Raw genomic sequence first — 20459 nt, forward strand, 5'->3', positions numbered from 1 at the left:
TGTATAATTAAACCCCTTTGTGACTTCACAGAGGGGTTTTTTGTGCTCTAAACTGAACGCTATAAACATTTCACAGGTGGTAATATGAAGCGCTCTAACTGGATGATGGGGATTGCCCTTGGTGTGATGGCGGTGACCGCGGCGTGTAATAAACCCGCAACCTCACAAAATGCAGCGCCCGCAGCAGCGGCGACCGAATCCTATGAGGTTGTGACCTATGCCGAAGGGCTGGAGCAGCCGTGGGGTATGGCCTTTCTGCCGGATGGGCGTCTGCTGGTGACCGAGAAAGCCGGGCGGTTGCAGGTGATTTCAAAGGACGGCAAGCCGAAATTGGTCAGCGGCACGCCGGCGGTGGCCGATGACGGTCAGGGCGGTTTGCTGGGCGTCGCCGTCGATCCGGATTTTGCCAAAAACCAGTATATCTATCTGTCGTTTTCCGAACCCGGCGAAGGCGGCACGGCGGGCACATCGGTGGCGCGGGCTAAATTTACAGGTCAGGCCCTGACCGATCTCAAGGTCATCTGGCAGCAGAGCCCCAAGGTTAAAAGCCCCAATCACTGGGGGTCGCGCATTGTCTTCGCCCCCGACGGCAAGCTGTTTATCACCACCGGCGACCGCGCATCCTACCGCGAAAAGGCGCAGGATCTGACCTACACTTTCGGTAAAGTCATCCGCATCAACAGCGACGGCACCATCCCTCAGGATAACCCGTTTGTGGGCCGCAGCGACGCCAAACCGGAAATCTGGTCTTACGGTCACCGCAATATGCAGGGAGCGGCGATCAATCCGGCCACGGGCCAGATCTGGACCAATGAGCACGGTGCGCAGGGCGGCGATGAAATCAATGCGCCGGAAGCCGGTAAGAACTATGGCTGGCCGGTCATTACCTGGGGGGTTGAGTACAGTGGCGCCAAGATCGGTAAAGGCGAGACGGCCAAGGACGGCATGGAACAACCGCTGCACTACTGGAACCCGTCGATCGCTCCGTCCGGTATGTTGTTCTATACCGGTGATGCCTTCCCATCATGGAAAGGCGATCTGTTTATAGGCTCGCTCAAGTTCCAGTACCTGAACCATATCAAACTCGACGGTAAAAAGGTCGTGTCGGAAACCAAACTGCTGGAAGACGAAGCCGAACGCATCCGCGATGTGATCCAAGGCCCGGATGGTCTGATCTATGTCGCCTACGACAGCGGCGATGGCCGGATCGTGCGTTTGCAACCAAAATAAAGGGGCGAAATCGTGGGGTCACAGGCCCCACACCCAATAAATTAACTGAGCCAGATACTCTGAGAACACATCATCGTCGGCGACGAACTGGTATTCCTAATAGATATAGTAAGCGCCTATGTAGGAATGCTTTTAACAAGCTTAGCTCTTTTAGGCATAATTATGCCTGTAACAATACTGGCAATGAACAAAAACGCCCACGCATTGATTGCATATTTCAATGACTGCAACGAGGCGGTATAATTAATCTCTAAGCCCATAATTATTTTGGCATGAATGTCTAATGCAGCTATTAGAAAAAAACTGCCTAGAAAACAATACAAAAGCAAAAAAATACTAAAACGCCCACTCAAATATAAAAACCGAATTATCAGCAAAAACATTAATGCTGCTATAAAGGATATAATAACAGCATATTTGTTGCTGTAGTAAAATCCCGTTGAATAAAAAAAGCTTATTACTGCTATTAAACAAAGACTAACAGTATACCGTATTGTATGATTCATAATTTTTCACTTATGAATTTGTGGCATTTGCGTTAGACTCACAGTTCAAAATGGTCCCGCCCAGATTTTATGTATATTTTACTGAACCGTAGTCACTTCCGGGGCGCCGGGGCCGTAATCGCCCGTAGCTTGAGGTTCGACAGAGGCGCTGTAGGCTTCGGGGGCGATAGTGGTCGGGGTCGGTTCTACCGCCGCAGAGGCTGACGGTGTGGGGGCCACGGTCTCAAGCAGGCTGCCCGCCGGAGCTTTTTCCGGTGCGCCCAGATCTTCACGCACGAAATGGTACATCTTTTCATCTGAGCAGGCGCAGACCTTAAGCTTGTTGTCCTTATCGCGCCACATAACGATGGGATAGCGCACTTCGACGCCATTGGCCCGCAGCAGGGGTTCTAGCTGATCCTTGAAATCGCGGCTGGCCTGCACGACCGCAGAGCGCGCCAGATCACCATCCGCCGGACGGATGCCGGGCGCGGCCCAGGCCTTGACCGGCGTGGTGCGCCACGCTTCATACAGCGACCAGTTCCGGTTCAACCATAGTTCCGCGATGGTCGAACGCTCAGCTGGGGTTGATTTTTGCAGGCCCTCGACATCAGCCGGGGCAAAGGCAATCACGCGGCGATCGACACCGATGGCGGCGAATTTCGGAAATTCCTGATCCTCATAGGTGCTGCATTCCTTGCAGTCGCGGAAGGTCACCACATAGAGCGGCGGGCCTTCGGTACCGGAGGATACATATCCGGCGGAGTCCAAAAGCTTTTGGATGGCGGCCTGCTCTTTTTCGACCGTGATCGGCTTATAGCGCTCAAAATAGTTCCAGTAAGCCCACCAGCCGACCCCCACAACTGTGGAGATAATCAGAAGCGCCAAGGCCGCCCACAGAAAAAACTTACGCATGAAAACCCCCAATAAGCCCCTTTTGCCACGCACAACGCAGCCATATTAACCATGATACACTGTATTCACGGTCTTTGTTAAGGGTCAGGACAGATTATATAAACCGATCAGGGCAAATACCACACACACCACCATGATGGCCCATAGAGTCAGGTAGGGTTTCAACGCCTTGGGGTGGCGCTTATCTTCATTAAGTTTGGCCTCGTCTGGCTTGGTCATACTTATCCCATTTGCGGCATGATGTAGGAGGTTTCCCCGTCTGCCGCCTTATGTTCGGGCCAGCGGGCGGTGACGGTTTTAACCTGGGTGTAGAACCGCACCCCTTCCATACCATGCTGGTTCATATCGCCAAAGGCCGAACGCTTCCAGCCTCCAAAGGAATGATAGGCGACCGGCACCGGAATGGGGACATTGATCCCGACCATGCCGACCTGCACCGACATGGCAAAATCACGCGCGGCCCGTCCTTCGCGGGTAAAGATGGCCACACCATTGCCATAAGGGTGATCGGACGCCAGTTGGACGGCCTCTTCCAGACTATCGGCGCGCACGATTTGCAGGACGGGGCCGAAGATTTCTTCCTGATAGGTGGTCATGTGCGGCTTGACGTGATCGAACAGCACCGGGCCGATGAAGAAGCCGTTTTCATAGCCTTCGACGGTGATGTCGCGGTTGTCGACCACGATTTCCGCCCCTTCGCGCACCCCAAGATCGACATAGTCGGACACGCGCTGTCTGTGCGCCGCCGATACGACCGGGCCATAGTGGGCGGCGGGGTCAGTGCTGGCCCCCACTTTCAGGGTCTTGATCTCGGCAACCAATTTTTCACGTAATCTGTCAGCCGTCTTGTCACCGACGGCGACCACGACCGGCAGGGCCATGCAACGTTCCCCGGCCGAGCCGAAGGCGGCACCCATAATATCCTTTACTGCCTGATCGAGGTCAGCGTCGGGCATGATGATGCCGTGGTTTTTTGCCCCGCCCATCGCCTGCACGCGCTTACCCGTATTGGCGCACATTTTATAGACGCTGTGAGCGATGTCGGATGAGCCGACAAAGCTGACCGCGCGAATGGCGGGATGGGCGCAGATGGCCTCGACCATATCCTTATCGCCGTGAACGACATTGAGCACGCCTTTGGGCGCCCCGGCTTCGATCAGCAATTCCGCCAGACGGTTGGGCGCGGACGGATCCCGTTCCGACGGCTTCAGGATAAAGCAGTTGCCGGTGGCAATTGCCGGGCCGAACATCCACATCGGGATCATGGCCGGGAAGTTGAACGGGGTGATGCCCGCCACGACCCCCAGTGGCTGACGGATCGACCAGACGTCGATATCCGGCCCCGCGCCATAGGTGAACTCACCCTTGAGCGCGTGCGGGATGCCGCAACAAAATTCGATGACCTCCAGCCCGCGCTGAATATCACCCTTGGCGTCGCTGATGACCTTACCGTGTTCATGGGCGATCATTTCGGCCAGTTCGTCCATATGCGCTTCTAACAAGGCCTTGAAATTGAACATGACCCGCGCCCGCCGCTGAGGGTTCAGGCGCGACCAGTCCTTAAACGCCGCTTGCGACGACGCGACGGCAGCTTCAAGATCAGTGGCATCACCCAACTGCACCTGTGCGCTCTGGGCCCCCAAAGACGGGTTGAACACCGGCCCCATGCGTTGATCATGGCGAAGGCGATACGCGCCGTCGATAAGGTGAGGAATGGTTCTTACTGGGGTTTTTATCGGGGTTTCCATATCGGTCTCCGGGATTTTGTGATCACAGTCTATACCCAAAGATTTGACCTTGCCAAGCGGGTGCATTTGGGCAACATCTGCGCCATGCACGACCTCTATGCCGATCATTTGTCTGTGGCCAAACCTGTTAAGCCGACCGGCCTGCATATTGTTGATGTGCTGATCCATGAGCGGGCCCCGCGCCTTAAGGCATCACCCCTGTGGCCTGTGGTGCGACCGGTACTTTATGGCATTCTGGGCTATGGCGCGGCGGTGCGAATGGCTGATGCGATTGCCCCTCTGTCGGGTCAGGCCGCGCTTGATCATGTCTCAAACCTGCTGTCGCTTAAGGTCATGACCCAAAACCTTGAGCGCGTGCCTGCGTCCGGCCGGTGCGTGGTGGTGTGCAATCATCCGACCGGCATAGCGGATGGCGTGGCGGTCTATGATGCTCTGAAAACCCGGCGCAACGATCTGATTTTTTTCGCCAATGCCGATGCCTTGCGGGTCAGTCCGCGTCTTGGCGAAGTGCTGATCCCGGTCGAGTGGGTTGAGGCCAAGCGCACCCGTGAAAAGACCCGCGCCACCCTGATGGCGGCCAGGGCGGCCTTTGAGGCGGAGCGGTGCGTGGTGCTGTTTCCGGCCGGGCGGCTGGCGCGAAAGCGGGCCGGTGTGTTGCGTGATCCGGATTGGGCGACCACGGCAGTATCGCTGGCACAAAAATATCAGGCGCCGATGGTACCGGTGCATGTGGCCGGGCCCAATTCCGTGTGGTTCCATAGTTTCGATAAGATTTCCAAAGAATTGCGCGATGTGACCCTGTTTCTGGAACTGCTCAATAAGGCGGGTAAGCGTTTTGACCTGACGGTCGGGCCGGTGATTGCGCCGGATGTGTTGACCGGAGAGGTGTCGGCGGTGTGCGCAGCGGTGAAGGACTATGTGGAAACGCAGCTCTGTTATGGCGATGTTGGCTTTTCGGGGGTGGGGTCATGATAGCGGAAACTGTATGGCTTAAGGATGCCGCCGCGACCGAGGCGCTAGGCGCGCGGATCGGCCAAACCTTGAAAGCGGGTGATATTATATACCTGACCGGTGATCTGGGCGCCGGAAAGTCCTGCCTGGCACGCGGATTGATCCGTTCGCGGACAAAACCCGATCAGGATGTGCCGTCACCGACCTTTACGTTGGTGCAAACCTATGAGGCCGAGGGCGTGGACATTGCCCATTTTGACCTCTATCGCCTAACCGACCCGGAAGAGGTGTATGAAATCGGCCTGTTTGAATTGGCGGAAGACCATGCCTGCCTGATTGAATGGCCGCAGCGACTGGGCCATTTGGGCTTTGAAGATTATCTGGAAATTCACCTCGAAGCGGGTCAGGATGACGCCGGACATCAGGGACGCATCGCGACTCTGACCCCGCATGGCCACTACAAATAAGGCGCAGATGATCCCTGACCGAGAGACGCAAAAAATCGCCCTTCTTAAGGCCCACGGCCTTGCGGGGATGGCGCGTACACCCCTGCCGGGCGATGCCTCGACGCGCCGGTATGAGCGGTTAAGCGCTGAAGGCCGCAGTCTGATGCTGATGGATCAGCCCCCATCGCCGGAACTTATCCCGTGTCCGCCGGAGGCTGATTATGCTGAGCGCAAACGGTTAGGCTATTTCGCCATGACGCGGTTGTCTGCAGGCCGGATTGAGGCGTTTGCGGCTTGCGCTGACTATTTACGCAGCGAAAGCCTGTCGGCGCCGGAGATCGTGGCCTGTGATCCGCAGGCTGGATTTCTGGTGTCCGAGGATCTGGGCGATGGCCTGTTTGCCCGCCTGATTGAACAGGGCGAGGACGAGACGCGCCTTTATCTGTCGGCGGTTGAGGCGCTGTCCGTGCTGCACCAAACCCCGCCACCGGATACTCTGCCGGGGGGGTGGCCGCTGCTGGTCTATGATGATCTGGCGCTAAAGACCGGGGCCGATCTGTTTGTCGAATGGTATCCAAAATATGATCCGTCATGCGTGCTGGACGATCAGGCAAAGGCGGACTGGGAGGGGATATGGGCACCGATCCGGGCGCGGGCTGAGGCCGGGGCGTCGGTGTTTATTCACCGCGATTTTCATGCCGAAAACCTGCTGTGGCTGCCGGAACGTAACGGTTATCAACGCGTCGGGCTGATTGATTTTCAGGATGCGCTCAAAGGTCACCCAAGCTGGGATTTGCATTCCTTGTTGCAGGATGCGCGCCGGGATGTATCGCCAGACATTGAAGCGGCGGCTTTGGAGCATTATTTTGCCCTTAGGCCAGATACGGATCGCGCGGCCTTCATGGAAATGTATCAGGCACTGGCGACGCTCAATGAAGCGCGCATTCTGGGGGTGTTCGCCCGCCTGATTATTCATTTTAAAAAGCCGCGTTATGAAGCCTTTATGCCGCGCATGTGGGGTCACCTGTCGCGTAACCTTAAGGCGCCGCACTTAAAGTCGATACGCGAGTGGTTTGAAGCTTACGGTTTCGGAGACAAACTGTCATGAGTGCACCGACGACAGCCCTGATCCTGGCGGCGGGCCTTGGCACCCGTATGCGGCCGCTCACCAATGACCGCTCTAAGGCCTTGGTTGAGGTCGGCGGTAAAGCTCTGATCGACCACATGATTGACCGGCTGATCGCGGTGGGGGTTACTCGCTGCGTGGTCAATGTCCACTATTTCGCTGATCGGCTGGAAGCGCACCTGAAGGCGCGAACCGATGTCGAGATCATTATTTCCGATGAGCGTGAAAAGCTGCTGGAAACCGGCGGCGGCCTGAAAAAAGCCCGGCCTCTATTGGGGGATAATCCGATCTTTGTCGCCAATATCGACAGTGTGTGGATCGAGGATGATGACGGTGCGGCGATTGCTGAGATGGCCACGCGCTGGAACCCGGAGCGGATGGATGCGATCCTGATGCTGGCACCAATGCCGCGTTCCAGCGGCTTTGACGGTGCGGGTGATTTTATATTGTCCGATGACGGACGAATTACTTTCAGAGGGAGCTCGCCATCGGCCCCTTATAACTATATGGGCGTGCATATCACCAAGCCCGATATTGTCGATCATGTTGTGGACGATGCCTTTTCCCTGTCACCGATATGGCGTGAAAAGGCGGCGGTGGGGCGGCTATATGGTTGCGTAATGCACGGTGACTGGATGCACGTTGGCGATCCTGTGGCGCGTGATGTCGCCGAAGCCAGACTGGCTGAGATTAAATGAGCGGAATATTTTCGCTAATCGGCCCGCGCTGGTACTCTATCCCGTCGGGGCGGTCGTTTCTGGATGATCTGGCGCGCGGGCTTTATGAAGATCTGGGGCCGCTGGGTTTAAGTGAAGCGCAAATCCTGACCCCAACGCGGCGTGGGGCGCGAGCTATGGCGCGGGCCTTTTCGGAACTGGCCCACGGCGGCGCGCTGCTGCTACCGCAGGTGCGGGCAATCGGTGATCTGGATGAGGGCGAGCCGCCATTTGACCTTGAGTTTTTGGCGCTCGATCTGCCGCCGGCCTTAAGTTCAACGCGACGGCGGTTTGAGTTAGCGCGGCTGGTCATGGCACATTACCGACCTGATGGTTATGAGATGACGTCGAAGGTGGCGCTCGAACTGGCGTCATCCCTGTGCGGGTTTTTCGACTCTCTGGCGCTTGAGGAAGTCGATGCCTCAGATCGACTGGACGATCTGGTGCATAGTTCTGCGGCTTCACAGTACGTCATTGATGAGTGGGCCAGGCACTGGCAGGTATCCGCGAAATTCCTGTCGATTGTGGTGCATGAATGGCCGCGTCGGCTTAACGAACTAGGCCTGATGGATCCGTCACAGCGGCGGGTGGCGCTGATCCGCAAGCTGGGGGAACAGTGGACCCTGCGCCCGCCGCAACATCCGTTGGTGCTGGCTGGTTCAACCGGTACGGCGCCGTCTATGGCCGATCTGATGGGGCTGGTGGCGAACCTGCCGCAAGGGGCAGTGGTGCTGCCGGGGCTTGATTTGTCGCTGGATGATAAGGCGTGGCGACAGGTTGAGGATTCTCACCCCCAAGGGGCATTGAAACGTTTATTGGAACGGCATGATGTTGCGCGGGCTGATGTCAAGACATGGCCGGTTTCGGTGGAAACGGAACGCGGCTCACGGGCGCGAAGGCGGCTGCTGAATGAGGCGCTCAGGCCCGCTCAGGCGACTGAGGACTGGTTGCAGCAGATAGCCATAATGAAATCTGAGGCTGACGCTTCAGGATTTGATCCGTTCACAGAAGGTTTGCGCGGTTTAACCCTGATAGAGGCGCGCCAGGACGAAGAGGCCGCGGCCCAAATCGCGGTGCTGATGCGCGAAACGCTTGAAACGCCGGATAAGATCGCCGCCCTGATCACACCGGATATCGGTCTGGCACGGCGGGTGAGTGCGCATCTGACGCGTTGGGGACTGGCTGCGGATTCGTCGGCGGGTGAGCCTTTGGCGCATAGTTTAACAGGCCGGTTCCTGCTGGATATTCTGGCGCTGGCGGTTGATCCGCTCGACCCGGTGCGGCTGCTGTCGGTGCTGAAACACACGTTCGGACGATATCGCGAACAGTCCGACCTTATTGACCGGGTGGGGTTAAGAACCGTCCGTCCGCGTGACATGACGGAGGTCACCGCGCGGCTGGATAACTACCCGGAGGCGCAAGGCGTCTGGCTGGATTTTTCGGCGCGTATCAGCGCATGGCATGATGCTTTTAGCGTCGCGCGGGCCTTAAGTGATTTTGTGCGGCGTTTTGTGGCCACAGCAGAAACCCTGACGCGTGACGATGGGCAAATGTTGTGGCAGGGCGCGGCGGGGGCCTCCGCTTCATCCCTCCTGTCCGGCCTGATCACCGAAGGTGAGGGGTTTGAGGTCGCTTCAGCCGATGATTTTGCCGAGATTGTCGGCCACATGATTAAGACCGAGACCCTGCGGACTGGTGGTAACACGCATCCGCGTCTGCTGATTTTGGGCGCGATTGAAGCGCGCCTGGTCAAGGCGGATCGGCTCATTCTGGCGGGACTTGAGGACGGGGTGTGGCCGCAATCGCCGCCACTGGACCCGTTTCTATCGCGGCCAATGCGGGCGGCGTTGGGCCTGCCGTCGCCGGAGCGCCGCACCGGATTAGCTGCGCATGATTTTGTCCAGGCGGCATCGGCGGAGGATGTCTGGCTGATCACCCGTAAGCGCCGGGAGGGTGAACCTCAAGTCATGTCTCGCTGGCTGTGGCGTCTGAAAACCCTGTGTCAGGGGGCGAAGGTCGAGATCAGCGATGCGCCGCATATTGCCGACTGGGCCCATCAACTGTCCGAAGCGGTGACAGATGCGCCGGAAAGTCTGAAACCGGCTGCCAGACCTGAGCCGCGGCCGCCTTCTGAGGTGCGGCCCACATCCATGAGCGTGACTGAAGTCGAAAAATTTGTGCGCGACCCCTATGCGATCTATGCGCGGCGCATTTTAAACCTGAAACTGCGTGACCGGGCCAATGAGCCGTTTGAGAGTGCAAGACGCGGCAGGGCGGTTCACAAGGCGGCGGAAATATTTGTAGAGCGCGATTATCCGTTGGGGGCTGCCGGTGAAGCGGCGTTTGTTGATTTGCTGGAACAGGCCCTGCGTGCTGAGAACTTGACCGAGGCTGAAATCGCATTGCAGCGGCCATTGTTCGAGGATTGGGCTAAGCATTTCGTGGCCTTTGAAACCGAACGTCGCGCCGGTAAACCGCGTTTCATCATCGAAAAAGAGGGCGCTTATAATTTTGAAACCGCGCGCGGTACGTTCACGCTCAAAGCCCGCGCCGACCGGATCGAAGTGCGTGAGGATGGCATCGATATTCTCGATTTCAAGACGGGTCAGCCGCCGTCGGCCAAGGAGGCGGTGGCGGGCTTTTTCCCGCAACTGACCCTGACCGCCGCCATTGTGAAGTATGGTACGTTTGATGGCGTACGCCATGATAAGCCAATGGGCGAGTTGCTTTATGTGCGTCTGTCGCCGGATGGCGCCAAACTGAAACCTGTGGCGGAAAAAGGCATAAGTTCCGATGAACTGACCGATCAGGCGCTGGATAGGTTCAAGACCCGCATAAACGCTTACGAGAAGGCGTCTCAGCCCTATCGGTCGTGGGTGGCACCGAAGTACCTTAAGAAAAAAGGCGATTACGATCAGTTGGCTAGGCTTTATGAGTGGCACATTATGGGTGATGAGGATGCGTCGTCTGAGCCCGCCTCGGAGGATGAGGCATGACCCCGCAAAATGTCGCCGCTGACCCCTCAGCGCACGTCTTTGTCACCGCTAATGCCGGATCGGGTAAGACCTCTACGCTGGTTAACCGGGTGGCGCGGTTGCTGCTGCGCGGGGCGCGGCCTGAGCATATATTGTGCGTCACCTACACCAAGGCTGCGGCGGCGGAAATGCAGGGGCGGTTGTTCGCGCAACTGGGCGGCTGGGCGGTCATGGGCGACGATGAGTTGTCGCAGCAACTGGCCAAAATCGGTGAAGACATCAGTGCGGAAAATCTGACCCGCGCCCGCACCCTGTTTGCGGGGGCGCTGGAGACGCCGGGCGGTTTGAAGATTCAGACCATCCACGGGTTTTGTGAGAAATTGCTGCGCCGGTTTCCGCTGGAGGCGGGGCTGTCGCCATCGTTCAAAATCCTCGATGATCTGGAGGCCAAGGCGCTGATGGCGCAGGCGCTGGAGCGGCTGTTGACCCTGACCGATGCCGAGGGGGTACATGGCGATATCAGCGGCCGCGACCGGCTGATCCGTACGCTTAGAATTGCCAATTTCGAGAAATTGCTGCGCCAGTTTTCGATGCAGCATGAAGATATATTGGAAACTGTGGCGGCCTTGATCGGGAGCGCGCGCGATAACGGCATATCTGAAAAAGAATTTTTATATCAGTCGGTTGGAGTGGCAGAGGCTCTGTCGCCGGATGAACTGACGGCGCAGCTTTTAGGGCGGCTGAACTGGAGCGATATTAAATCTCTGGCGCAATCCTTGTCTGTGGCCAAGGGCAAGACCGATCAGGAGCGCGCGGCAGCGTTTCTTGAGTTATATGAGCAGCATCTCAACCAAATGCCGGTTGATATTAGCATTCTGATCAATGTGTTTTTGACGGCTAAGGGCGAACTGCGCAAAAGCTATTACACCAAGGATGTAGCCCAAACCGACAAGGATTATCTCGACTGGTTGGCGCCGATTGTGGTGGATTATGTTGCGCAGCATAATGGGGCGCGGATTGCTGAGATTACCTATGATGTGCTTATGTTGTTCATGGATTTCAGCGCGATTTACCGCACGTTGAAACGCCGCTCAGGGGCGCTCGATTTTCAGGATTTGATCGTCCAGACCCGCCGGTTACTGCATCAAACGGATATGTCGTCATGGGTGCTCTATAAGCTGGACGGCGACATTGAGCATATTCTGGTCGATGAGGCGCAGGACACATCTGAGGATCAGTGGGCGATCGTCAAGGCCCTGACGTCCGAATTTTTTGCCGGTGAAGGGGCGGGCCTCAAACTGACCAAAACCATGCGCACGGTCTTTGCGGTTGGCGATGAAAAGCAATCGATCTATGGCTTTCAGGGGGCGCGGCCGGATAAATTCCTTGAAACCCGGCAATATTACGATGAGGCCGCGGTCAGTGTCGGTCAGGTGCTCAAAATCCCTGAACTGGTGCACAGTTTCCGCTCTCTGCCGCAGGTGTTGGGCTTTGTGGATGCGGTCTATGATGGCGATCCGGAACTATCCTACGCCCTGAACTTCACCAGCAATGTCGTCAGGCACGCGGCGGTGCGTAATGACATCGGTTGCATCGAACTGTGGCCGCAGGTTCAGCCGATCGACACCGATGATTCTGAGGATGATGGCACCGAGGTTGATCCGGTCGACAAAGCCGGGGCGACACCGGCTAAACGGCTGGCGCAACAACTGGCCTTTCATATCAAATCTGAAATTGCCGCCGGGCGCGGGGTGATGGTCAAGGATAAGTGGCGCGCCATGCACGCCGGCGATGTGCTTATACTGGTGCGTAAACGCGATGCCCTGTTTGAAAATATCATCCGTGAACTGAAGCAGCAGGGCGTGCCTGTATCGGGTGCGGACCGGCTGAAGCTGTCCGAACATATCGCCTTTCAGGATATCCGCACCCTGATGCGCTTTGCCATGCAGCCCGGTGATGATCTGTCGCTGGCCTGTGTACTGCGCTCACCATTGTGCGACCTGAGCGAACAGGGCCTCTATGATCTGGCGCAAGGCCGAACGGGTTCTTTGTGGGGTGCGTTGTTGAACAGGCCTGCGGATAATGGCCGGTTTGATGATGCCCGCAGCTTAATGCAGTGGGCTTTGGCCGAAGCGCCACGTCGGGCCGCGTTTGATTTTCTGGCCCGGCTGCTGAACCGGCGTGACCGCAATGGCCTGACGATGCGGCAGCGGTTTCTGACCCGTCTGGGGCCAGAGTGTGAGGACGTGCTGGATGAAACGCTTGCCTTGGCGCTCAAAGGGGAAGGCATTGACGATATCGGCGTCGAAGCGTTCCTGAACCTTTGTGAATTTAACGCCTCCGATATCAAGCGCGAGCAGGAAGAAGGCGGTGAGCGTGTCCGTGTCATGACGGTGCATGGCTCGAAAGGTCTTGAGGCGCCGTGGGTCATCATCCCCATCGGGCCGAATTTCAAATCGAGCCGTAATGATGACTTGCTGCTGATCGACGACGATGGCGGCCTGTTTGTCGATGTCAAACCGGAACGCGGCAAGGTCGACGCGATTGCCGCTTTCAAGGCCGCCAAGGCTGAAAAGGACGAACAGGAGGCTTTACGCCTGTTTTATGTGGCCCTGACGCGGGCGCGCGATCGGCTGACGGTGTGCGGCTATCAGGGCAAACGGGCAGGCACAGGCCGGTCATGGTATGGGCTGGCGGCGGATGCGTTTTCGAGATTGCCGGTAGGTGAGGTGTCGGCGGTCAATATGGCGCTGCGGGCTGATTTTGGGCTTGATGAGCCAGACCGCGCACAGGTCATGATCTATGGCGCGCGGGCTGGTACCTATGTTGCCGATGAAAAATCGGTGCGGGCGAAATCGCCCCTGCCTGAGTTTCTCAACGCCGGGGCTTATGGCGAAGATGATCCGTCTGCGGTGTGGCGGGCGGCATCGCAAATGGGTGACGATGACCGCACAGAGACTGAGCGGTCGCCGTCGCCACTTGCCACGCAAAAAGGTTTGGGCCGTTACCGGCGCGGCAATTTGATCCATAAGCTGTTTGAAATCCTGCCCGATCTGCCGCCGGATCAACGCGAGGCCGTGGCGGTTAAATATCTCGCTAAGCAGACTGACCTTGATGATGATCAGCGGGCGGAGATGAAGGATGCGGTCATGGCGGTCTTAAATGATGATCGTTTTGCCGAAGCCTTTTCGCCCAGGTCACGCCCCGAAGTCGCTCTGGCCGGGCAGATTGGCGTCAATGGCCGCGGTGAGCCGGTCTATCTGTCGGGTCGCATCGACCGGCTGGTGGTCAGTGATGCTCATGTCTGGGTGATCGACTATAAATCCAACCGTCCCGCGCCGGATCGGGCCGAGGACGCTGCTATCGACTATCAGCGCCAGATGGCCGGTTATGTCGCGTTACTACGCCAAATCTATCCAAAGGCCAAGGTCGAAGCGGCATTACTATGGACGGACGGACCGAAATTGACGCCGTTTTCCGATGAGCTGATCACGGTTAGGTTAGCTGAACTGTCGCGCTAATTTTTTTACGATTGATTATTTCACAGCCTTCACTACCTATGAGGACAGTTGGTCACGAAACGGAACCGTTTCAGTGACAGTTAGAGGATTAAAGTCATGGCGACTGTAAAAATTACCGATGAGACTTTCGAGAGCGATGTCTTAAAGTCCGATAAGCCGGTTCTGGTGGATTTCTGGGCGGAATGGTGCGGCCCGTGTAAGCAAATCGCGCCGATCCTTGAAGAAGTGTCCGAGGCTTACGGCGATAAGCTGGTGGTCTCTAAGATTAATATCGAAGATTCACCGATGACGCCGTCGCGCTTTGGCGTGCGCGGGATACCGACCATGATGTTGTTCAAGGACGGCCAGATGACCTCCATGAAGGTCGGTGCCATGCCGAAGGCCAAGCTGATTGAATGGCTGGCCGAGTCAGGTGTGGCCTAAGGCTTGAATTTGGCGATCTGCGGCGTTGGTTTAATGTCTGCGGTGCGCATGTACTTTAGTACACTTACGCGCCTCGACATTAAACCGTCTGGCATCTCATCCAAATTGAAGCCTTAGAAAATTAGATGGGCCAAGTTTCTTCCGACAGGGCCAGCACATCTCCGGCCAGATAAAGCGAGCCGCAGATCAGGACACGCACCGGCGCATCGGTCTGCACGGCCTTAACGGCTTCCAAAGGGCTTATCGTGGTCGTCGCGGTAAGCCCTTTGCTTTGGGCGGCGGCGGCCAGAACTTCGGGGTCAGTGGCGGCGTCGCTTGAGAACCCGACACACACGACTTCAAGTGACAAACCATCAAAGGCCGCGAAAAATTCATCGGCGTCTTTGTTGTTTAGCAGCCCACAAATCAGTTTCAGGGGTTTGGGATCCTTGGACCCCAAGATGTCTAAGTGTGCGCGCAAAGCCTTGGCCGCGTGGGGATTGTGGCCACCATCCAGCCACAGCTCAGACGCCTTATCGGTCAGGGCCGCATAAAGCGGCCCGGCCTTAAGCGCTTGCAACCGTCCCGGCCATGTTGCGCTTTGTAAGCCTTTGTCGATAGCCTCATCTGACCAGCCCATTAGCCGTGCGGCTTTGATAGCGAGGCCAGCATTATCAATCTGATGCGCGCCGGACAGACGCGGTAGCGACAGATCCAGCAGGGCGTCGTCATCCTGAAACACCAGCCGGTCAGCTTCACGATAGGCGTCAAACCCTTGGCCCATGACCGATAAGGGGCTGTGGGCTTTCAGGGCGGCGCGCTCAATAACGATTTGCGCCTCCTCGGCTTGGCGGGCGCTGATGACCGGGCAGGCGGGTTTTATGATGCCCGCCTTTTGTTTGGCGATGGTGGTCAGATCGTTGCCCAAAAACGCCTGATGGTCATAGTCGATCGGGGTGATGAGGCTTAAGGCTGGGGCGGCGATAATATTTGTCGCATCCAGTATCCCACCAAGGCCGGTTTCCAGCAGCAACAGATCAGCGGGCCGCTCTGAAAAGGCGATGAATGCGGCGGCGGTTGTGGCCTCAAAAAAGGTCAGGGGCTGGCCGTCATTGGCGATTTCAACGCGGTTTAAAACACCGGCCAGATAGTCGTTATCGATCAGGGTGCCATTGAGGCGGATGCGCTCGGCAAAGCGCACCAGATGGGGGGAGGTATAGACATGGACGCTTAACCCTTCGGCCTCCGCCATTGCGCGCAGGAAGGCGATCGTCGAGCCCTTGCCATTGGTGCCTGCGACATGGATGACGGGTGGCAGTTTACCTTGCGGATTACCCAGCGCTTTGCAGACCCGCAGCATACGCTCAAGGGTGAGATCAATCCGCTTGGGGTGCAGGGCTTTCAGGCGCTCTAAGGGCGCGTCGAATGGCAGTAGGCGGTCGGTCATATAATCCCTCTAGAACCTCCCCTCGAGGAGGGGAGGGGGACCGCGATCATACCTTATGATCGTGGTGGTGGGGTTTATAGGGATATTTACCCCCTCTGACACTGAAAAATATTTTCAGTGTCAGTTCCCCCTCCAAGAGGGGGAGTTCTAAGGTCTTTGCTTATCATCCAGATCAGGGCAGCGGATCAGCCAGAATAATGAACCGGACATAAGCCCATTAAGCAACCCGAAGGGAGCGTAAAGCATACCTAGAGGGAACCAAAGGGGTAGAATTGCCCCTAAAACCCCAGCGGGGATAATGAAATATTTAATACTGAACAAGCCTCTTTTAGCCATAGCCCACTGAAAAGGCAGTCCAATTACAAGTAATGCCGTAAAGCAGAACGCTGCAAAAAAACCGCTCATAACTATGTATTGTGAGAGGACGTATTTCACGCCAACTGTTTGTAGCGGATCTTGGAAAAATACTAAAATGATAAGTGCTGTCGACAATAAGGAAGCCAATAATGCCGCTACTGCACAAGCAAAGATTGATTTGCCCAATAGTCTCCACATTTTCGACGGTATCTACCCCCCCCCGTCTTAGACTTTGCCCGCCCCTCCTTCACGAAACGATTCACTGGATCGTTTCGTGAACTCGACCCCCGTAAACAGGGAGGAGAAGATTATAGAACCGCCCCCACAGCCTAACCCCAATTACGGGTCAAGGGTCATTGACCCTTGCGGCGGCCACCCATCAGCATTGACATCAGGGCCGACAGAACCGCAGGCAGTTCGTCGCGGGGAACGACACGATCAACCATGCCTTTTTCGACGAGGTATTCTGAGCGCTGGAAGCCTTCGGGCAGTTTTTCGCGGATAGTGGTCTCAATCACACGCGGACCGGCAAAGCCGATCAGCGCGCCCGGTTCGGCCAGATGGATATCACCGAGCATGGCGTAGGACGCGGTCACGCCGCCGGTGGTCGGATCGGTCAGAACCACGATGTAGGGCAGTTGCGCTTTTTTCAGTTCCTGAATGGCCAGGGTTGTGCGGGCCAACTGCATCAGGGAAAGGGTGCCTTCCTGCATGCGGGCGCCACCTGAGGCGGTAAAGGCGACCATCGGGCATTTGCGGGCGACGGCCGCGCGGGCGGCAGCGATGAAGGCTTCACCGGCAGCAATACCCAAAGACCCGCCCATAAAGGTAAAGTCCTGAACCAACACCACGCAGTCCACGCCCTGAACCTTGCCATAACCAATGGCCATGGTGTCGTCTTCGCCGGTGTTCTCACGGGCGATTTTCAGGCGTTCCGTATAGGCCTTGCCATCGGAAAAACCTAATGGATCCTCAAAGACCTTGGGGTAGTCGATCGTTTCCCACTGTTCGTCATCAAACGTATAGCGCAGACGCGTTTCGGCATTGAGGCGCATATGGCGGCCATTAGGCGTGACCCACAGGGCGGCCTCAAGGTCGGGACGGTAGATCATCTCACCGGTATCGGGATCCTTGACCCACAGGTTTTCCGGCGTTTCACGCTTAGACACCAGCTTCGATACGCCCGGCGCAATCTTGGCCAGCCAGCCGCCGCGTTCACGACGCTCTCCGGCTTTTTCACCTGATCTGACGTTCGTAGCCAATACTCTACCCTTACCCAGTTTGTCGGCCATAGCCATGTACAGTAGCTCCAGACGTATTACTTTGTCGCCTCATGTGGTTCCAAAAACCGGTAACCACTTTTTGGCATGAGGCTTACAGACGCGCAGAATGCACAGCCTGAGCCAAAATGGCCGCCGTTTCCAGCACTTTTGTGTTAACGGGCGCTTTTTCCGGTAAAGAATTCTTGATTTCCTCGACCAGAACCGAGCCTACAACCGAGCCATCGGCGACGCGCGCGATGGCGGCGGCGGCTTCCGGCGTCTTGATGCCAAAGCCCACGACCACGGGCAAACCGGACGCTTTTTGTACGCGGGCAACGGCGTCCTTGACGCTGTCGGCATTGGCAGACTTGACACCGGTCACACCCGCCACCGAAACGTAATAGACAAAACCCTTGGTGCGTTTCACCAGCGTTTTCAGGCGGTTATCATCGGTCGTCGGGGTCGCAAGACGAATTAACGCCATGTCATTGGCATCCAGCGCATCAGTCAGGCCATCAGCTTCTTCCGGCGGGCAATCCACCACAATAAGGCCATCGGCACCGGCCTCTGAGGCGGTCTTTGCAAAGCCGTCATAGCCCATATTCTCGACCGGATTCATATAGCCCATCAGGATGAGCGGCGTCTCTTTGTCCAGTTCACGGAACCGCGTCACCAACTCAAAAACATGGGCCATTTTGGTGCCGGATTTGAGCGAACGCTCGGCGGCCAGTTGAATGGTCGGGCCTTCGGCCATCGGATCGGAGAACGGAAACCCCAGTTCGATGATGTCGGCCCCGGCGGCGGGCAGGCCTTTCAGAACCTCAAACGAGGCCTCAACATCGGGGTCGCCGGCCATGATATAGGCCACAAACGCCGCTTTGTTTTCCGCCTTGAGTTTGGCGAAGCGGGCATCAATACGTGAAATGCTCATGGTCTTACAGGCCGCTCATGGTTTGACCGAGCGCATTGGCTACGGTGAAGATGTCTTTGTCACCGCGACCGGACAGGTTAAGGACGACGATGCCGCCCTTACCGACCTCCTTGGCCAGATCGCCGACGCGGGCAATGGCGTGGGAGGATTCCAGCGCCGGAATAATGCCCTCAAGCTTTGAGGTTAACTGGAAAGCTTCAAGCGCTTCCTGATCGGTGGCGGTCACATATTTGGCGCGGCCGATATCGAACAGATAGGCGTGCTCAGGGCCGATGCCCGGATAGTCAAGACCGGCCGAGATCGAATGGCCCTCTAAGATCTGGCCATCATCATCCTGCAGCAGATAGGTGCGGTTGCCATGCAAAACGCCCGGACGGCCGCCGTTGAGCGAGGCGGCATGGCCGTTATAGACGTCAAGCCCGTGACCGGCAGCTTCGACACCGACGATCTTGACGCCTTCGTCATCGATAAACGGATGGAACAGGCCGATGGCGTTGGAACCCCCGCCGACGGCGGCAATCACCGCATCGGGCAGACGGCCTTCCAGTTCCATGATCTGTTGTTTAGTTTCCTTACCGATCACGGTCTGAAAATCGCGTACCATCTCAGGGTAGGGGTGCATACCGGCGGCGGTGCCGATCATGTAATAGGTGTCATGAACGTTAGTTACCCAGTCGCGCAGGGCCTCGTTCATGGCGTCTTTGAGTGTGCCATTGCCCGCGGTTACAGGATTAACCGTAGCCCCCAGCAGATTCATGCGGAACACGTTGGGCTTTTGACGCTCAACATCGAGTGCGCCCATATAGACGACGCATGGCAAATCAAAGCGCGCGCAGACGGTGGCCGAGGCCACGCCGTGCTGACCCGCACCGGTTTCAGCGATAATGCGGGTGCGGCCCATACGCTTGGCCAGCAGAATCTGGCCGATGCAGTTGTTGATCTTATGCGCGCCGGTGTGGTTCAGTTCTTCGCGCTTGAAATAGATCTTGGCGCCGCCGAAATGCTCGGTCAGACGCTCAGCAAAATAGAGCGGAGACGGGCGGCCGACAAAGAATTTCAGAAGGCTGTGATACTCACGCCAGAAGGCTTCGTCCTGCTTCGCGTCTTCCCAGGCCTGCGTCAGTTCGAGCACAAGCGGCATCAGGGTTTCGGGCACATAAAGCCCACCGAAGTCACCGAACCGGCCCTTAGAGTCAGGCAGGTTATAGGCATTGGTCAGGGTCGAAGTATTGGTCATGATCCTTTGGCGTTTTTAAGAAACTGCGTAATCAGGGACGGGTCTTTTAAGCCAGGGCCGCGCTCAACACCAGAAGAAACATCCACCATCGGCGCTTTTGCGGTGGCGATGGCGTCGGCCACGTTCCACGGATCAAGCCCGCCGGCCAGAAACCACGGAGCCAATCCTTTGTGGCCCTCCATCAGCGTCCAGTCGAATTTGGCTCCCACCCCACCGGGCAGGGTGGCATCCTTGGGCGGTTTGGCATCAAACAGCATGTGCGCCACTAAGGGTTCATAGACGCGGGCGGTGGCCACATCGTCCTTTGAGGATACGCTGATGGCCTTGATCAGGGACACATTCAGACGCGCGCGGATATCGGCGACCCGTTCCGGCGTTTCATGGCCGTGAAGCTGAATAAAATCGGGCTTTAGCTCACGCGCAATGTGATCCAGAAGTTCATTGTCAGGGTTTACCACGACGCTGACTAAATTTACTTTGTTCGCGCGCGCAGAGGCATGTTGCCGTGCCTGCTGCATCAGGGCCTGTGCGTTGTCGATCGGTAGATGGCGCGGGCTTTTGCTAAAGTAGATAAAGCCCAGCAGGTCGGCCCCACTGTCTATTGCGGTCTGCGCGGCTATAAAGCTGTTAATGCCGCAGATTTTTGCTAGTATAGTCATGAGAAGCACATACCGCATTTATGGCCGCATTGCGGGCTTATTTGCGGTAGC

17 protein-coding genes are annotated in these 20459 nt (G+C 57.0%); 8 read left to right on the plus strand and 9 right to left on the minus strand.

Annotated features, from left to right (window positions below):
• Nucleotides 1-84 precede the first annotated feature (84 nt).
• Nucleotides 85-1230, plus strand: coding sequence for a PQQ-dependent sugar dehydrogenase (locus tag PQU98_RS11965; RefSeq protein ID WP_272745171.1), 1146 nt, complete (start codon nt 85-87; stop codon nt 1228-1230).
• Nucleotides 1231-1814: 584 nt separating this feature from the next.
• Here PQU98_RS11965 and PQU98_RS11970 read toward each other — a convergent pair.
• The 3 genes from PQU98_RS11970 to PQU98_RS11980 all read right to left on the minus strand — a co-directional run bounded on the left by PQU98_RS11970 (nt 1815) and on the right by PQU98_RS11980 (nt 4378).
• Nucleotides 1815-2630, minus strand: a complete 816-nt coding sequence (locus PQU98_RS11970) for a hypothetical protein (protein ID WP_272745172.1) — start codon at nt 2628-2630, stop codon at nt 1815-1817.
• 84 nt (nt 2631-2714) lie between these two features.
• A complete protein-coding gene (locus tag PQU98_RS11975) occupies nt 2715-2849 on the minus strand; it encodes a hypothetical protein (RefSeq protein WP_272745173.1) in 135 nt (44 codons plus the stop codon).
• 2 nt (nt 2850-2851) lie between these two features.
• Complete coding sequence (locus PQU98_RS11980) at nt 2852-4378, minus strand: CoA-acylating methylmalonate-semialdehyde dehydrogenase (protein ID WP_272745174.1); 1527 nt, start codon at nt 4376-4378, stop codon at nt 2852-2854.
• Nucleotides 4379-4462: 84 nt separating this feature from the next.
• Here PQU98_RS11980 and PQU98_RS11985 point away from each other — a divergent pair, with 84 nt between their 5' ends.
• The 7 genes from PQU98_RS11985 to trxA all read left to right on the plus strand — a co-directional run bounded on the left by PQU98_RS11985 (nt 4463) and on the right by trxA (nt 14536).
• The gene (locus PQU98_RS11985; RefSeq protein WP_272745500.1) at nt 4463-5350 is read left to right on the plus strand and encodes a GNAT family N-acetyltransferase; all 888 of its coding nucleotides are present in this window, start codon (nt 4463-4465) and stop codon (nt 5348-5350) included.
• Nucleotides 5347-5796: a tRNA (adenosine(37)-N6)-threonylcarbamoyltransferase complex ATPase subunit type 1 TsaE gene (gene tsaE / locus PQU98_RS11990; RefSeq protein WP_272745175.1), complete on the plus strand. Its 450-nt coding sequence runs from the start codon at nt 5347-5349 to the stop codon at nt 5794-5796. The genes PQU98_RS11985 and tsaE overlap by 4 nt, the downstream gene beginning before the upstream one ends.
• Complete coding sequence (amgK, locus tag PQU98_RS11995) at nt 5780-6883, plus strand: N-acetylmuramate/N-acetylglucosamine kinase AmgK (RefSeq protein WP_272745176.1); 1104 nt, start codon at nt 5780-5782, stop codon at nt 6881-6883. Before tsaE ends, amgK begins: the two co-directional genes overlap by 17 nt.
• On the plus strand, nt 6880-7599 hold the full coding sequence (gene murU / locus PQU98_RS12000) for an N-acetylmuramate alpha-1-phosphate uridylyltransferase MurU (protein WP_272745177.1): 720 nt from the start codon (nt 6880-6882) through the stop codon (nt 7597-7599). Before amgK ends, murU begins: the two co-directional genes overlap by 4 nt.
• Nucleotides 7596-10613, plus strand: a complete 3018-nt coding sequence (addB, locus tag PQU98_RS12005; protein ID WP_272745178.1) for a double-strand break repair protein AddB — start codon at nt 7596-7598, stop codon at nt 10611-10613. Before murU ends, addB begins: the two co-directional genes overlap by 4 nt.
• Nucleotides 10610-14113, plus strand: coding sequence for a double-strand break repair helicase AddA (gene addA, locus PQU98_RS12010; protein ID WP_272745179.1), 3504 nt, complete (start codon nt 10610-10612; stop codon nt 14111-14113). The genes addB and addA overlap by 4 nt, the downstream gene beginning before the upstream one ends.
• Nucleotides 14114-14209: 96 nt before the next feature.
• On the plus strand, nt 14210-14536 hold the full coding sequence (gene trxA / locus PQU98_RS12015) for a thioredoxin (RefSeq protein WP_272745180.1): 327 nt from the start codon (nt 14210-14212) through the stop codon (nt 14534-14536).
• A gap of 121 nt (nt 14537-14657) precedes the next feature.
• On the opposite strand, the gene PQU98_RS12020 is transcribed toward trxA, so the two are convergent.
• The 6 genes from PQU98_RS12020 to PQU98_RS12045 all read right to left on the minus strand — a co-directional run bounded on the left by PQU98_RS12020 (nt 14658) and on the right by PQU98_RS12045 (nt 20408).
• Nucleotides 14658-15962, minus strand: a complete 1305-nt coding sequence (locus PQU98_RS12020) for a bifunctional folylpolyglutamate synthase/dihydrofolate synthase (protein WP_272745181.1) — start codon at nt 15960-15962, stop codon at nt 14658-14660.
• 147 nt (nt 15963-16109) lie between these two features.
• The gene (locus PQU98_RS12025; protein ID WP_272745182.1) at nt 16110-16505 is read right to left on the minus strand and encodes a hypothetical protein; all 396 of its coding nucleotides are present in this window, start codon (nt 16503-16505) and stop codon (nt 16110-16112) included.
• A gap of 167 nt (nt 16506-16672) precedes the next feature.
• Nucleotides 16673-17617, minus strand: coding sequence for an acetyl-CoA carboxylase carboxyltransferase subunit beta (locus PQU98_RS12030; RefSeq protein WP_438263873.1), 945 nt, complete (start codon nt 17615-17617; stop codon nt 16673-16675).
• Between the two features lie 76 nt (nt 17618-17693).
• On the minus strand, nt 17694-18512 hold the full coding sequence (gene trpA, locus PQU98_RS12035) for a tryptophan synthase subunit alpha (protein WP_272745183.1): 819 nt from the start codon (nt 18510-18512) through the stop codon (nt 17694-17696).
• 4 nt (nt 18513-18516) lie between these two features.
• Nucleotides 18517-19749 carry a tryptophan synthase subunit beta gene (gene trpB / locus PQU98_RS12040; protein ID WP_272745184.1) on the minus strand — a complete coding sequence of 411 codons (1233 nt, stop codon included), beginning with the start codon at nt 19747-19749 and terminating at the stop codon, nt 18517-18519.
• The gene (locus tag PQU98_RS12045) at nt 19746-20408 is read right to left on the minus strand and encodes a phosphoribosylanthranilate isomerase (protein WP_272745185.1); all 663 of its coding nucleotides are present in this window, start codon (nt 20406-20408) and stop codon (nt 19746-19748) included. Before PQU98_RS12045 ends, trpB begins: the two co-directional genes overlap by 4 nt.
• Nucleotides 20409-20459 lie beyond the last annotated feature (51 nt).

Source organism: Asticcacaulis machinosus, assembly GCF_028550435.1.
Lineage (GTDB): Bacteria > Pseudomonadota > Alphaproteobacteria > Caulobacterales > Caulobacteraceae > Asticcacaulis > Asticcacaulis machinosus.

Bases quoted from the DNA above. Each gene is read 5' to 3' on its own strand.
- PQU98_RS11965 (WP_272745171.1), top strand. From the start codon at position 85: ATGAAGCGCTCTAACTGGATGATGGGGATTGCCCTTGGTGTGATGGCG.
- PQU98_RS11970 (WP_272745172.1), bottom strand. From the start codon at position 2,630: ATGCGTAAGTTTTTTCTGTGGGCGGCCTTGGCGCTTCTGATTATCTCC.
- PQU98_RS11975 (WP_272745173.1), bottom strand. From the start codon at position 2,849: ATGACCAAGCCAGACGAGGCCAAACTTAATGAAGATAAGCGCCACCCC.
- PQU98_RS11980 (WP_272745174.1), bottom strand. From the start codon at position 4,378: ATGGAAACCCCGATAAAAACCCCAGTAAGAACCATTCCTCACCTTATC.
- PQU98_RS11985 (WP_272745500.1), top strand. From the start codon at position 4,463: ATGCACGACCTCTATGCCGATCATTTGTCTGTGGCCAAACCTGTTAAG.
- tsaE (WP_272745175.1), top strand. From the start codon at position 5,347: ATGATAGCGGAAACTGTATGGCTTAAGGATGCCGCCGCGACCGAGGCG.
- amgK (WP_272745176.1), top strand. From the start codon at position 5,780: ATGGCCACTACAAATAAGGCGCAGATGATCCCTGACCGAGAGACGCAA.
- murU (WP_272745177.1), top strand. From the start codon at position 6,880: ATGAGTGCACCGACGACAGCCCTGATCCTGGCGGCGGGCCTTGGCACC.
- addB (WP_272745178.1), top strand. From the start codon at position 7,596: ATGAGCGGAATATTTTCGCTAATCGGCCCGCGCTGGTACTCTATCCCG.
- addA (WP_272745179.1), top strand. From the start codon at position 10,610: ATGACCCCGCAAAATGTCGCCGCTGACCCCTCAGCGCACGTCTTTGTC.
- trxA (WP_272745180.1), top strand. From the start codon at position 14,210: ATGGCGACTGTAAAAATTACCGATGAGACTTTCGAGAGCGATGTCTTA.
- PQU98_RS12020 (WP_272745181.1), bottom strand. From the start codon at position 15,962: ATGACCGACCGCCTACTGCCATTCGACGCGCCCTTAGAGCGCCTGAAA.
- PQU98_RS12030 (WP_438263873.1), bottom strand. From the start codon at position 17,617: ATGGCTATGGCCGACAAACTGGGTAAGGGTAGAGTATTGGCTACGAAC.
- trpA (WP_272745183.1), bottom strand. From the start codon at position 18,512: ATGAGCATTTCACGTATTGATGCCCGCTTCGCCAAACTCAAGGCGGAA.
- trpB (WP_272745184.1), bottom strand. From the start codon at position 19,749: ATGACCAATACTTCGACCCTGACCAATGCCTATAACCTGCCTGACTCT.
- PQU98_RS12045 (WP_272745185.1), bottom strand. From the start codon at position 20,408: ATGACTATACTAGCAAAAATCTGCGGCATTAACAGCTTTATAGCCGCG.